The sequence below is a fragment of the Nocardia glycosmidis genome, assembly GCF_052545115.1.
The window spans coordinates 394,918-408,090 of record NZ_JBQWRH010000003.1 but is presented as its reverse complement, the minus strand read 5'-3'; the positions used below and the strand labels follow the sequence as shown (position 1 = coordinate 408,090).

Sequence of the window (13,173 nt, the reverse complement as noted above, 5' to 3'; positions counted from 1 at the left end):
CGCTTTCGCGATCACCTTCGCCGACCGCTGGCCCGACGCCCAAACCTACTGAGAAACAACGCCGGAAACACCGTTGGCGAGATAGTCCCTGGGCGGATTGAGATTCGACCGCGAAGGATGGTGCCGTCGTGAAGATGCTCGGCGGTATGGGCGGCATCACACAGGTCTCACCAGAAGCGGCGGCGATTTCGGACCCGGCCGATGCCGGGCGAGTGTCTCCTATGCTCCCCCATGGTGAGGTATCCCGTCTGTTCGTGTCGGTGGTGGGCGCTACCGTCGAGCGTGTGTCAGTGAATATCAATGTCGCGTTCTCGATTCGGGAGTTGCGGGACGAGCGGGAGCGGGCGGGTGTGACTGCGCTGCTCACCGATGTGCTCGAGAGTGAGAGTTTGAGCAGTGAAGTGTTTATTACGTTCGGCGGGGACGGGGAGAGCCTTTCCGTGACAGTAGATTCCGACTATCCAGTGATTTTCAGCGGGTTCTACCGTTGGCAGGACCCGTTCGAGGCGATGCTGACCAGCCGGGTGACCGCTCTCGTGCCGCATGCCGAGCTCGTTTTCGATTGGGAGTACGCCGATGAAGACTGACAGTGAAGCCGCCGGTCCTTGGACCGATGTGCTGCCCGCCGAGGCACCGGTGGCGCACGGGAACCTGGAGGTAAATGTTGGTGCTCGGCAGTTCACCACCCTCACGCGTGACCATTTGCGCTACTGGCTGAGCAAACTGCCCTATGTGAGCGGTGGGCCGTTCATGACCGTGTCGCGAGCCGGGCAGGTCGGTTTCATTCAGACGTATCGCAACGACGCGACCGACTACCTGCTCGAGATGCACCCCGGTGCGGAAGACGGGCAATACCTGCAGACCACGGTGGACGACCTCGACCGGGTCGCCCAGCTGATCTGGGATTGGCTCGAGGACGATCGGGTTCGCCTCAACGAGATCGATTGGGAGCATTGCTCGTTCTAGCGGTCCCGCCGGCATCACTGGCACCGGGGGAATCAGTGTGGACGCCGAGGGCACCCACCACGGCTTGTCCGACTACGAGATCGGTCGATCCGGGCGCCGCGCACGGGCCAGTTGCGCGGTGAGCTCGCCACGGGCAGTCGCCAGCGACGGCCCGTACCAGGTGAGGGCGCGGCCCTCCACCAACGCGACCGGAATGTGCGGGAAAGCATCCGGCCCATCGGATTCGGTGAAAACGTAAGGCTCGTCGGGAAGCACCGCCAGGTCGATGCCCTTGGTCAGCTCCGCTTCGGTGACCCGGGGATAACGCTCCGGGCGGACGGCGTGGACCAGCCGCAAGCCGAGTCGGCGCGCGATATCGCCGGTGAAGGTGTCGCGTCCGACCACCATCCACGGATTGCGCCAGATCGGGATGACCGCGGCGCATGCCGGTTCGGGCGGCGGTGCGGCCCAGGCCGATTCGGCCTCGACCAGCCAGGGCGGGATGCCGACGCCGAGCGCCCGGGTGCACAGCCGGGCAAGGGAGGCCACGGCCTCGTCGACAGTCTCGATCTTCGTGACCCACACCGGGATTCGCGCGGCGCGCAGTCGATCGACATCGATCCGCCGGTTCTCCTCCATGTTGCACAACACGAGATCGGGACGCAGGTCGATGATGCGCCGCACGTCCGGGTTCTTGGTTCCACGGACCCGTTCGACCGCCAAGTCCGCCGGATGCGTGCACCACTGGGTCGCGGCGACAAGGACTTCCGGGCACGTCGCCGCCACCGCCTCGGTCAGCGACGGTACCAGCGACACCACCCGCCGCGGCGGCATGCGGACATCCACCGGGGTTCCGAGGTCGTCGCGCGGCGGCGGTGCCGGTGGACTCTTTCCTGCCACGCCGGTCAGCCTATAACAGAACATCTGTGCCGGTCAGCGCGTATTTCGCGGACCTGATCAGAGCGCACCGGCGTATCGGGGCCGGACACGCCGGACCGTGGGTTCACGCGCCGAGTTCAGCGCAAGGGCAGTGCACGGGCTCGTCGGGCAGTTCCGTGCGGAAGCGTTCAGCGGGAGACTTGAATACGGCACCCGGCGTCGGGAAGTCTCCGGTCCCTTCGCTACGCCGGACTCGATCCGCCCCGTTGTCCGGCGGCAACCGACAGCCCCGATGCTGGGTGCCGACCAAGCCGATCAGCCGTCGAGCCCGCAGTAGAGTGCGGTGAGTTCGCGCAGGCCCGCCGCGGCGGTCGTCTCGTCGGCGGCGGTCATGCGCAATGCTTTGCGCAGCAGCAGTGGGTCCAAATCCGATGGTGCGGAACGGAATTCGAGATCGGGCAGGTCCGGCAGAGCCACCCGGTCGCCGTACGGGTCGTCGGAGACCGCGGGTCGGGTCTCGCGTTCGACCCCGCCGATCAACATGTCCAGATCGATACCGCGCAGGGTGAGAATCTCACGCGGCTGTTCGTCGAGCCGCTCGGCCAGCAGATAGCACACCGCGGCCACGTGCTTGCACGGCCAGCCCGGATCCGGGCAGGTGCAGGTGAAATCCAGGTCCGCGGCGGTGGTCGGCAGCAGCAGTGGCCCCAGCCCGGTCGGCAGCGCGCCCGAGGCGATCTCGGCGAGCATGCCCGGAGCGGAACGGATGGTCTCGATCAGCAACTCGAGCTCGTCCTCGCGCAAGGCACGGACGGTGAACACGGCGGTGAACGGACGTGGTTGGCTGCCTTGCACTTCCGCGGTCACGGCGCCGGGCTCGATCCGGTAGTCCACCACCTGACCGGACCGGGCGTAATTGCGGCCGCGCGCCAGACGCCCCGGCTCCGCCACCCGCTCCACCGATTCCACCAGGGCCTTGCCCCACCATGTGCGCCCGAACCCGCCGCGGCGGCTGCGCGCCGCCACCCCGCCGCGCACCGGCAGCTTCTTTCCGTACTCGGAGTAGTCGACGAAAGGGCTCATTCGCCCACCGCCGCCGCACCGAGGGTGAACAGATCGCGCAGTTCGTCGGTGCTCAGCTCGGTGATCCAGTTCTCCCCCGCGCCAACGGCCAGATCGGCGAGTTGCCGCTTGCCGGTGATCATCTCGTCGATTCGCTCCTCGATGGTGTCCACGCACACCAGCTTGCGCACCTGGACGTTGCGCCGCTGTCCGATCCGGAAGGCGCGGTCGGTGGCCTGGTTCTCCACCGCGGGATTCCACCAGCGGTCCAGGTGCACGACGTGATTGGCGGCGGTGAGGTTGAGTCCCGTGCCGCCGGCCTTGAGCGACAACAACATCAGCGGCGGACCGTCCGGCTCCTGGAACCGAGTGACCATGGCGTCGCGCTTCTTCTTCGGCACCCCGCCGTGCAGGAACGGGATCGCGGTGCCGAATCGCTCCACCAGATACGGCGCGATCAGTTCGCCGAACTCACGGAACTGGGTGAACAGCAAGGCTTTTTCGCCGTCTGCGAGTACCGAGTCGAGCACATCTTCGACGAGGGCGAGTTTGCCGGAACGATGGGCGCCACGGTGCAGCACGCCCGAGCCGTCGCCGAGAAAATGCGCGGGATGGTTGCACACCTGCTTGAGCCGGGTGAGCGCGCCGAGCACGGCGCCTTTGCGGGCCATCCCCTCGGCGTCCTGGATCTTGGCGAGCATATCGTCGACGACCGCCTGATAGAGCGCGGCCTGCTCGACGGTGAGGTTGGCCCGCACCGTCATCTCCAGTTTGTCCGGCAGGTCGCTGATCACCGTGGGGTCGGTCTTCACGCGACGCAGCAGGAAGGGCCGGGTCAGCCAGCGCAGGCGGCTGATCGCGTTCTCGTCGCGCTCGCGTTCGATGGGCACCGCGAAGCGCGCTCGGAACGACTGCGGGCTGCCGAGCACCTTCGGCATCGCGAAATCCATGAGGGAGCGCAGCTCCTCCAAACGGTTCTCCACCGGAGTTCCGGTGAGCGCCAGCCGATGTCGTGCGGGCAGCGACCGCGCCGCCCGCGCCTGTCGCGTGCTTGCGTTCTTGATGTGCTGCGCCTCGTCCAGGACCACGCGGTCCCACGCTTGCCTGCCGAGTTCCGCCACATCGCGGGCGAGCAGCGCGTAGGTGGTGATCACCAGATCGGCCGCGGCGACGGTCTCGTCGAGTTCGTCACCCACCCGCCGTCCGGCGCCGTGGTGTACCCACACCCGCAGATCAGGCGCGAACCGCTCGGCCTCCCGTTGCCAGTTGCCGACTACGGACATCGGGCACACCAGCAACGTCGGGCCGGGCGCCTCCGCCGCCGCGGGGCTGTCGGCCGCCGTTTCGCGCTCGTGCACCAGCAGAGCGAGCACTTGGACGGTCTTGCCGAGCCCCATGTCGTCGGCGAGGATTGCGCCGCAGCCCATCCGGCTCATGGTGGCCAGCCAGGCCAGACCCCGTTCCTGATACGGCCGCAGTTCGGCTTTCAACCCGACCGGAGGGGCGACCGGCGCCGGCTCACGGGCGTGATCGAGCAGGTCCGCCGCCCAGCCCGAAGCCGTGACCTCGGCGATCGGCACCTGCTGCACCCGTGATCCGGCGATCTCGCCGAGCATGTCCGCGAAGGTGATCGGAGTGTCGTCGGTATGCGCCGCGACGTAGCGGGCCGCGGCGGCGAGTACCTTGTGGTCGGCTTGCACCCATTGGCCGCGCAGCTGGACCAGATCGGACTTGCCGCGCACCAGCCGTTCCATCTCGGCTGGAGTCAGCACGATGTCGCCGAGCGCGAGTTCCCACCGGTAGGAGACCAGGCCGCGCATCCCGACGGTGCTCTCGGCGGCGGGAACCGCACTGTCCACCCGCAGCCGCATGCTCGGCTCGGCGACGCTCCACGCCCGCGGCAGCAGCAGCCGAACCCCCGCGGCGTGCAGGGCATGCGCGCCGTGCGCGACCAGATCGAGCACCACCTCCGTGGGCAGCAGCAGATCCATGCTGCGCGGATCGCCCGGCAGGTCGCGCAACCTCGGATACGCTCGCTGCGCCGCGCCGAGTTTGTCGACGGCGATCCGGACGAGGCTCGGATCACCTTGCAGCGGAACGGACTTGGGCGCCTCGCCGGGGACGGCCAGGCAGACCTCCAACCGCCACAGCACCACCATGTCGTCCTCGGCGCCCAGTTCACCATCCGGCTCCAGCAGGCGAAGCACCAGATCCGGTTCGTCACCGGTCAGGCCGGCGCGCCACTGCTCCAGCACCTCGGCCACCTGATAGCTGCCGCTGTCCAGCGGAGTATCGCCGACCAGGGCAGCCACCAGGGGATGCCGGGGATCGGGCAGCTCGACCAGCGCTCGCGCGATCGGATCGGTGAGCTCGGTGACCAGATCATCGAGCAGCGCGGCCGGACGCCCGGCGACCCGCAGGGCTTGCGGCATGGCGACGGCCAATTCGGCCAGCCAGGCGCGTTGCCGTTCACCGCCGACCAGCCGCCAGCGCACCCACCACGCACCGTCTTCCCTGCGCAGCTGCGGGACGACCCGCCCGGCGCGCACCCAGCGCTCGACACCGCGCGCGACGTGCGACAGAAAGCGCAGATCGCCCGCCACCGCCGCAGCGGGCAGCCGCTGGCACAGCAGATACGCCGCTGCCGCGGGGCTCAGCGCGTGCGCCCGGACCTGCTCGGTCGCTGCGGAACCGGCAACCAGAACCTCGGCCCGGTGCCGGAATTTCGCGGCCCGCAGCACGCTCCCCAACGGGTCGGGCAGCACGGCCAACTCATCGGGCAGCACCGCCCGCGGCGAGTCGTGCCAGAGCAGCAACCCGCCACCTGGCGACCACAGACCGTGCAGCATCACCCCATCCAACCAGGCGGTCCCGATACGACCAAGGTCGCTGGGGCCGTCCCGTATCGCTGCGCCCGCCCGAACGGCGCGGTGCGCGGACGCGCGGGAGGCAGACACGCCGACGACCTGCCGCACCGGGCGGACAACGCAGGTCAGGCGTAGTTTCGAAGGTGCGACCAGCACCGGGCGGGCAGGGACGAGCCGACGCCGACGGCATGGGCCGGACGATGAAATGACTCCGACCTGGCGGAACGCCGCGGCAAGTACCCAACCGGCCGGAAAAGGACCATACTGGAATATCCGCTGGTCATCGCGGACGGACCGCAGCTTGGTGTCAAGGGAAGCGGAGGAAGCAGCATGACGATTCTGCTCCAGGTCCTCGAACAGAGCTTCACACCGACGACCGCGTGGGAACGACGAAAGTTCACCTTCGTGCACGCCGACAAGATCGTCGGCATGCGGTGCGACGGACAGTGCGGCGTGTGGCTGGACCTGTCGCGACCTGGTGAATCCCAGCGTCTGGCGCGGACAAGCGACCCGCGTGCGGCGATCACGTTCCTGCTCACCACTTTCGCGAAGATCGCCGAGTGCGAGGAGCGCGGCGGCTCATGGGTGATCGGGCACGACGGAACGCACATCGAGTCGATCGCCGCCACCCGGTTCCCACCCCGGACGAGCGAGGTCACCGACGACGATCTTCTGGCGCGCGCCTGGTTGTAGCGCGCGCCTTCAGCTCTCCGCCTTCAGCTCTCCGTCGCGACCGGCCGTTTCGGATCGCTCGACCACTGTGACCACGAACCGGGGTACAGCGCCGCCTCGACACCGGCCACCGCGAGCGCCGCGACCTGATGCGCCGCCGTCACACCGGACCCGCAGTACACCGCGACCGGCCCGGAACCGAACCCGGCGAAACGGGCGCGCAGTTCGTCCGCTGCCCGGAAGCGGCCATCGGCGTCGAGATTCTCCGCGGTCGGAGCGCTGAGCGCACCGGGAATATGTCCGGCACGAGGATCGATCGGCTCCACCTCACCGCGGTAGCGCTCGCCCGCGCGGGCATCCAGCAGCACGCCGGGCCAGCGTGCGGCGGCGTCCGCGTCGATCACGGGCAGCCGGCCCGCGCTCAATTCGACATCGCCCGGCTCGGGATCCGGTTCCGCGCCGGTCGCGATCGGTCCGCCCGCACCGGTCCAGGCGGGCAGCCCGCCGTCGAGAATGCGCACGTCCGCGACGCCCGCCCAGCGCAGCAGCCACCAGGCGCGGGCGGCGGCCAGGCCACCGGTGGCGTCGTAGACGACCACCGGATCGCCAGCACACAAACCCCAGCTGCGCGCATACTTCTCCAGTTGTGTGGGGTCCGGCAGCGGGTGTCTGCCGCGCACGGGCGAAGGCGGCGCGGCCAGTTCGGTTTCCAGGTCGACGAACACCGCCCCGGGGATGTGGCCCTCGAGATAGTGCTGCGGCCCATCCGGGTCGCCCAGCGCCCACCTGACGTCCAGCAGACGAAGCCGCTTGTCCGCCAAGGCTTCCCGAAGCTCCCCCGGTGAAATCAGCACCGCGCTCAACTCAGCTCCTCGTCCCGAATCGCGTCCTCGCGCACCGACGCACCCACCCTACGCACCCAGCCGCCCCGATGTCGCCCGACGCCACCGTTGCGAACCCGGCACGGAGGCCGGGTGGCGCGAGTCAGGCCAGTTTCCGGGCACTGGCCGGTGACACGACCCGATGACCAGGGCAGTATCCGGCCAATGTCCAACGTTTCCGCGGCCCCGGCCGGCACCGCGCGCGAACCCGGGCGTCCGAAGCCGGGGCTGGTGGCACCGCTCGGCGCGGGCGTGGTGACCGCGCTGGTGGGTTTCACCAGTTCGTTCGCCGTGGTGCTGAGCGGGCTGACCGCGGTCGGGGCGAGTGCCGCGCAAGCTGCGTCGGGCCTGCTCGCGCTCTGTGTCACGCAGGCGATCGGGATGATGCTGCTCAGTTACCGGTTTCGGATGCCCATCACGCTGGCGTGGTCGACGCCGGGCGCGGCGGTGCTGGCCGGCACCGGTGCCGTTGCGGGCGGGTGGCCCGCCGCGATCGGCGCTTTCGTGGTCGTGGGGGTGCTGATCGTGATCACCGGACTGTGGCAGCGGCTCGGCGCGTTGGTCGCCGCGATCCCGGTGGAGATCGCGCAGGCCATGCTGGCCGGAGTGCTGCTGCCGCTGTGCCTCGCTCCGGTGCGGGCGGTGCAGACCAGTCCGGCGGTGGTGGTTCCGGTGCTCGTCGTCTGGCTCGTGCTGCGACGATACGCCCAGCGCTGGGCCGTGCTCGCGGCCTTCGCCACAGCCGTGGCCGGCGCCGCGCTCAGCATCGTCGTCCAGCACAAGCCGCTCGACCTGACGGCCATGGTTCCCGCGCTGGAGCTGACCCTGCCGCACTGGAGTTGGCAGGCGCTGATCGGCGTCGCGATCCCGCTCTACATCGTGACCATGGCGTCGCAGAACATTCCCGGCATCGCGGTGCTGGCGTCGTTCGACTACCGAGTGCCGTGGCGCGCGGCGATGACCCTCACCGGCCTCGGCACCATCATCGGGGCGCCTGCGGGTGGCCACGCGATCAATCTCGCCGCGATCAGCGCCGCGCTCACGGCGGCGCCCGCCGCGCATCCGGACCCGAAGCGACGCTGGATCGCGGCGTTCACCGCCGGCGTGATGTACCTACTGCTGGCCCTGGGCTCGGCCGCTGTCGTCACGCTGGTCGCGGCCGCGCCGGCGGGCACGCTGGAAACCGTCGCGGGCCTGGCCCTGATCGCGACGCTGGCGGCGGCGCTCAGCGCGGCCCTGAGCTCCAGCGATCACCGCGAGGCCGGCGTCGTCACTTTCGTGATCGCGGCCTCCGGCGTCGGCTTCGCCGGAATCGGCGCGGCGTTCTGGGCACTGCTCGCCGGTCTGGTGGTGCGCAAAGTACTGCGTTGACCGACAGCGGCTGCCGCGACGGCACCCGCATGTTCAGGTCGAGTTGGCCAAGCGATCCAGCAGCGGCGCGGTGCGCGGTCCGACGAGCTCGCGCATCACCAGCGCCATATTGGTCCGCTCGACTCCGGGGATCTTGAGGATCTGTCCCGCGATGCGGTACAGGTCATCGGCGTCCTGCGCGACCACTCGCACGGTGAGGTCGGTGAGCCCGGTCATGCCGCACACTTCGGTCACCTCGGGCACCTCCGCGAGTTCGTCCACCACCGAATCCAGCCGGTGCTGGTCGACGACGACCGCGACGAACGCCGCGAGCGGATAGCCGAGCGCGCGTGGCTCGACGCGGCGCTCGAAGCTGCCGAGTACGCCGCCCGCCTCCCAGCGAGACAGCCGGGCCTGCACGGTGTTGCGGGACAGGCCGAGCCGGGTGGCCAGCTCGACACCCGTCGCCCTGGGATTGGCGACCAGCTCCAGCAACAACCTGGCGTCGGTGGCGTCCAACGTCACGCCGATGTTTTCTCTGGTCATACAACGCAGTATGACACCACCCGCGGGGTCGAAATTGAGCATTCTGCCCAATGGGCTGTCGAGCACTTGCGCAGTTCGTGTTCGAGTGGATGCTGTGAAATAGAGCACACAATTTCCGACATCGCGGTGGAGGAGGCGAGCACCGATGACGGGCAAGTCCGAGTATCCGGTCCACGAGTATCCGGTCCAATTGGTCCAGCCCGACGGTCGCCGTGTGCTCGATCCCGAGCATGCCGCGCTGGTCGCCGACGTCGGACCCGAGCAATTGCGCGGACTGTACGAGGACATGGCCGTCACACGCCGGATCGACACCGAGGCCACCGCCCTGCAACGCCAGGGCCAGCTCGGACTATGGGCGCCACTGCTCGGGCAGGAAGCCGCCCAAGTGGGTTCGGCGCACGCGCTGCATCCCGACGACTACGTGTTCTGCAGCTATCGGGAGACCGCTGTCGCCTATTGCCGCGCAGTGCCGCCCACCGATCTCACCCGGCTGTGGCGCGGCGCGGCCCACCACTGCTGGGACCCGCACGCGGTGAACATGACCAACCCGAACATCGTCGTCGGCTCCCAAGGCTTGCACGCCACCGGCTACGCCTTCGCCGCACACCTGGACGGCGCCGACATCGCCACCATCGCCTATTTCGGCGACGGTGCGAGCAGTCAGGGAGATATCGCCGAGGCATTGGGGTTCGCCGCGAGCTGGAGCGCGCCCGTGGTGTTCTTCTGCCAGAACAACCACTGGGCGATCAGCGAACCGGTGCGCGTACAGAGCACCACCCCGATCGCGCACCGCGCCTACGGCTACGGCATGCCGGGCACCCAGGTCGACGGCAACGATGTGCTGGCCGTGCTGGCCGTGACCAGGCGGGCGGTCACGCGGGCGCGCTCGGGCTGCGGCCCGTCGTTCATCGAAGCGCTCACCTATCGGATGGGTCCGCACACCACGGCGGACGACCCGACCCGCTATCGCTCGGCCGCGGAGACCGAGCAGTGGGCGCGGCGCGATCCGATCGACCGGATGCGCAGGCTGCTCGAGCGCGAAGACCTCTGGAGCGAAGCGTTCGCCCGGCGCGTCGCCGAGCGCTGCGCCGAGGTCGCCGAGGCGGTACGCAGCGCCACCATCGACATGCCCGACCCCGCGCCGACGGAGCTGTTCGACCACGTCTACACCGCCCCGCACCCGCTGATCACCGAAGAGAGCAGGGCGTACGCGGAGTATCTGACCGGCGATCCCGGCGCGTCCCCCGCACGAGGAGAAGGAGTCCCGCCATGATCACCACCTTCGCCGCCGCACTCAACACCGGCTTGCGCCGCGCGCTGGAGGACGACCCGAAGGTTCTGCTGATGGGCGAGGACATCGGCCGCCTCGGTGGGGTGTTCCGGGTGACCGACACATTGCAGAAAGACTTCGGCGACAATCGCGTCATCGATACGCCACTGGCCGAATCCGGCATCATCGGCACGGCTTTCGGCATGGCGCTGCGCGGCTATCGCCCGGTGTGCGAGATCCAGTTCGACGGCTTCGTCTACCCGGCGTTCGATCAGATCGTCTCGCACGTCGCGAAGATCAACTTCCGGACGCAGGGAAAGGTCAACGCGCCGCTCACGATTCGTATCCCATTCGGCGGCGGCATCGGTTCGGTGGAGCACCATTCGGAGTCCCCCGAAGTCTATTTCGCGCACACCGCCGGTCTGCGCGTAGTGACGCCGAGCAACCCCTCGGACGCGTATTCGATGATTCGCCAGGCAATCGCGCTGAACGACCCGGTGATCTTCTTCGAACCCAAGCGCAGGTACTGGGACAAGGCCGATATCGACTTCACCGCGCTCGATCGGGACAGCGGTCTGCCGCTGGATCGCGCCAGGATATGCACAACAGGTGCGGACGCGACCGTCGTCGCCTACGGCGGCACCGTGGCGACCGCGCTCGCGTCCGCGAAAATAGCCGCAACGGAGGGACACGGGCTCGAGGTGATCGACCTGCGCAGTCTGTCACCGATCGACTTCGACACCATCGAAGAGTCGGTCGCGAAGACCGGTAGGCTGGTTGTCACCCATGAGGCGCCGGTTTTCGCCGGGCTCGGCGCGGAGATCGCGGCGCGGATCACCGAGCGCTGTTTCTATCACCTCGAGGCGCCGGTGCTGCGTGTCGGCGGATTCGACATCCCCTATCCCCCGGCTAAGCTCGAAAAGCACCACCTGCCCAACCCCGACCGAATTCTCGCGGCGGTCGACCGCTCCCTCGCCGCCTGATCCCGGTTCGCCGTAGTGAGAGGTGCCCACATGGAAGACCATGCCCGCCAACCTCTTCCGGCGTCTGTGCTGGAATTCCGGCTCCCGGACCTCGGGGAAGGGCTGACCGACGCCGAGCTGGTGTCGTGGGCGGTGCAGGTCGGCGACACGGTGGAATTGAACCAGACCATCGCGGAGGTGGAGACCGCGAAAGCGGTGGTGTCGCTGCCGTCTCCGTTCGCCGGCCGGGTGGTCGCCTTGCTGGCGCGGCCAGGCGAAACGGTCGCGGTCGGGGCACCACTCATTCGCGTTGAGCACGAACAGGAAGCCGAGCCCCGAGACACCGCCGCACGGGCACCGGGACGCTCGGTTCTGGTGGGCTACGGCCCTGACGAGGAACCGACGTCCCGGCGGCGCAGGCCCGCTTGGCGGCAGGCACCGCAGATTCCGCATCCCGTCGCTACGGACGGCGCGGCCACCACCGCCGGGCACGAGACACCCGTCCAGGAAACCGAACGATCCGGTTCACCAGTCGGCGCGGCGACTACTACCGGCCCGGACATCCCCCGCCAGGAAACCGAACGACCCGGTCCAGCGGCAGACCGCGCCGAGCCGAATGCCGTGGTCCGGGAGCCCGGACTTTCCGATTCGGCGCTCGGCGCGCCGCGCGCCGCGGCGACCCCCGCCGCGCGAAAGCTCGCCCGCGAACTCGGCATCGACTTGTGGTTCGTCGCGGGATCCGGGCCGGGCGGCGCGGTCATTGTCGACGATGTGCGCGGCGCGGTGCCGGTCACCCAGCCACGTCCGGTCGAGCTCGCCGAGGCGCCAATGCCCGCAGTCGCCGATACCGCGGTGGTCCGCCCTGCCGTACGTGAGGTCCGCACCCCGATCAGCGGCGTCCGCAAGCGCACCGCCGCGGCGATGCTGCACAGCGCCCGCGCGATCCCGCAGGCCAGCACCTTCGTCACCGTCGACTGCACCGCCACGATGGAGCTGCTGGATCATCTGCGCAGCACGAAATCCTTTGCGGACCTGGCCCTGACACCGCTGGCGCTGGTCGCCAAGTCGGCGCTGGCCGCGCTGGCCGACTTCCCCGGCATGAACGCTTTCTGGGATGAGGCCGAGCAGGAGATCGTCACCAAACACTATGTGAACTTGGGCATCGCGGTGGCCACCGACCGCGGCCTGCTCGTGCCGAACATCAAGGAGGCGCAGACCCTGAGCCTGCGCGATCTCACCCGCGAGCTCAGCTGGCTGGTCGACACCGCCCGCGCCGGCAGCGCCACCCCCGCCGACCTGCGCGGCGGCACCTTCACCATCACCAACGTGGGCGTCTTCGGCGTTGACGCCGGGGTACCGCTGGTCAATCCCGGCGAGGCTGCGATCCTGTGTGTCGGCTCGATCCGCAAGCGGCCGTGGGTATTCCGCGACGAACTCGCGGTCCGCTGGGTGACCACGCTCGGCGTGAGCTTCGATCACCGGATGATCGATGGAGAACTGGCGGCTCGCTTCCTCGCCACCACCGCCGACCTGCTGGAAGATCCGCTGACGCTGCTGGGCCGCGTGTGATTGTCGTACGCGACGACGGTCGGCCTGGTGCGCGCCGATCACCGCATCGCCTCGACCACACCAGCGTCGCGGCGGCACCGTACCGATCCGGGCCGTCAGTCCGTGACCAGTGCCGTCGCGGCAGCGCGAGTGACGTCCGGGCTCTCCACCGGCTTTCGCATCCGCGCGTC

At 69.0% G+C, this 13,173-nt stretch carries 12 protein-coding genes; 7 read left to right on the top strand and 5 right to left on the bottom strand.

Annotated features, from left to right (window positions below; translation table 11 throughout):
- Positions 1-128 precede the first annotated feature (128 nt).
- Together ACT86A_RS05930 and ACT86A_RS05925 are read left to right on the top strand one after the other, a co-directional pair.
- Positions 129-587 carry a hypothetical protein gene (locus tag ACT86A_RS05930; protein ID WP_445090974.1) on the top strand — a complete coding sequence of 153 codons (459 nt, stop codon included), beginning with the start codon at positions 129-131 and terminating at the stop codon, positions 585-587.
- Positions 577-966, top strand: a complete 390-nt coding sequence (locus tag ACT86A_RS05925) for a hypothetical protein (RefSeq protein WP_445090973.1) — start codon at positions 577-579, stop codon at positions 964-966. The genes ACT86A_RS05930 and ACT86A_RS05925 overlap by 11 nt, the downstream gene beginning before the upstream one ends.
- A gap of 72 nt (positions 967-1,038) precedes the next feature.
- On the opposite strand, the gene ACT86A_RS05920 is transcribed toward ACT86A_RS05925, so the two are convergent.
- The 3 genes from ACT86A_RS05920 to ACT86A_RS05910 all read right to left on the bottom strand — a co-directional run bounded on the left by ACT86A_RS05920 (position 1,039) and on the right by ACT86A_RS05910 (position 5,735).
- Positions 1,039-1,845, bottom strand: a complete 807-nt coding sequence (locus ACT86A_RS05920; RefSeq protein ID WP_445090972.1) for a helical backbone metal receptor — start codon at positions 1,843-1,845, stop codon at positions 1,039-1,041.
- A 294-nt stretch (positions 1,846-2,139) separates the two neighbouring features.
- Positions 2,140-2,907 (bottom strand): SWIM zinc finger family protein, encoded by a 768-nt coding sequence (locus ACT86A_RS05915; protein WP_445090971.1) that lies wholly within the window; start codon positions 2,905-2,907, stop codon positions 2,140-2,142.
- The gene (locus tag ACT86A_RS05910; RefSeq protein WP_445090970.1) at positions 2,904-5,735 is read right to left on the bottom strand and encodes a DEAD/DEAH box helicase; all 2,832 of its coding nucleotides are present in this window, start codon (positions 5,733-5,735) and stop codon (positions 2,904-2,906) included. The genes ACT86A_RS05915 and ACT86A_RS05910 overlap by 4 nt, the downstream gene beginning before the upstream one ends.
- Positions 5,736-6,083: 348 nt before the next feature.
- Here ACT86A_RS05910 and ACT86A_RS05905 point away from each other — a divergent pair, with 348 nt between their 5' ends.
- Positions 6,084-6,446, top strand: coding sequence for a hypothetical protein (locus ACT86A_RS05905; protein WP_445090969.1), 363 nt, complete (start codon positions 6,084-6,086; stop codon positions 6,444-6,446).
- Positions 6,447-6,469: 23 nt separating this feature from the next.
- Here ACT86A_RS05905 and ACT86A_RS05900 read toward each other — a convergent pair whose 3' ends face one another.
- Positions 6,470-7,288: a sulfurtransferase gene (locus ACT86A_RS05900; RefSeq protein ID WP_445090968.1), complete on the bottom strand. Its 819-nt coding sequence runs from the start codon at positions 7,286-7,288 to the stop codon at positions 6,470-6,472.
- Between the two features lie 183 nt (positions 7,289-7,471).
- Here ACT86A_RS05900 and ACT86A_RS05895 point away from each other — a divergent pair, with 183 nt between their 5' ends.
- On the top strand, positions 7,472-8,677 hold the full coding sequence (locus ACT86A_RS05895) for a benzoate/H(+) symporter BenE family transporter (RefSeq protein ID WP_445090967.1): 1,206 nt from the start codon (positions 7,472-7,474) through the stop codon (positions 8,675-8,677).
- Between the two features lie 33 nt (positions 8,678-8,710).
- Here the strand turns inward: ACT86A_RS05895 and ACT86A_RS05890 are convergent, their stop codons facing one another.
- The gene (locus tag ACT86A_RS05890; RefSeq protein WP_445090966.1) at positions 8,711-9,202 is read right to left on the bottom strand and encodes an Lrp/AsnC family transcriptional regulator; all 492 of its coding nucleotides are present in this window, start codon (positions 9,200-9,202) and stop codon (positions 8,711-8,713) included.
- A 145-nt stretch (positions 9,203-9,347) separates the two neighbouring features.
- On the opposite strand from ACT86A_RS05890, the gene pdhA reads away from it, so the two are divergent.
- The 3 genes from pdhA to ACT86A_RS05875 are packed head-to-tail and all read left to right on the top strand — an operon-like array spanning position 9,348 to position 13,003.
- Complete coding sequence (pdhA, locus tag ACT86A_RS05885; RefSeq protein ID WP_445090965.1) at positions 9,348-10,475, top strand: pyruvate dehydrogenase (acetyl-transferring) E1 component subunit alpha; 1,128 nt, start codon at positions 9,348-9,350, stop codon at positions 10,473-10,475.
- Positions 10,472-11,455, top strand: a complete 984-nt coding sequence (locus ACT86A_RS05880; protein WP_445090964.1) for an alpha-ketoacid dehydrogenase subunit beta — start codon at positions 10,472-10,474, stop codon at positions 11,453-11,455. The genes pdhA and ACT86A_RS05880 overlap by 4 nt, the downstream gene beginning before the upstream one ends.
- A 30-nt stretch (positions 11,456-11,485) precedes the next feature.
- Positions 11,486-13,003, top strand: coding sequence for a dihydrolipoamide acetyltransferase family protein (locus ACT86A_RS05875; protein ID WP_445090963.1), 1,518 nt, complete (start codon positions 11,486-11,488; stop codon positions 13,001-13,003).
- Positions 13,004-13,173 lie beyond the last annotated feature (170 nt).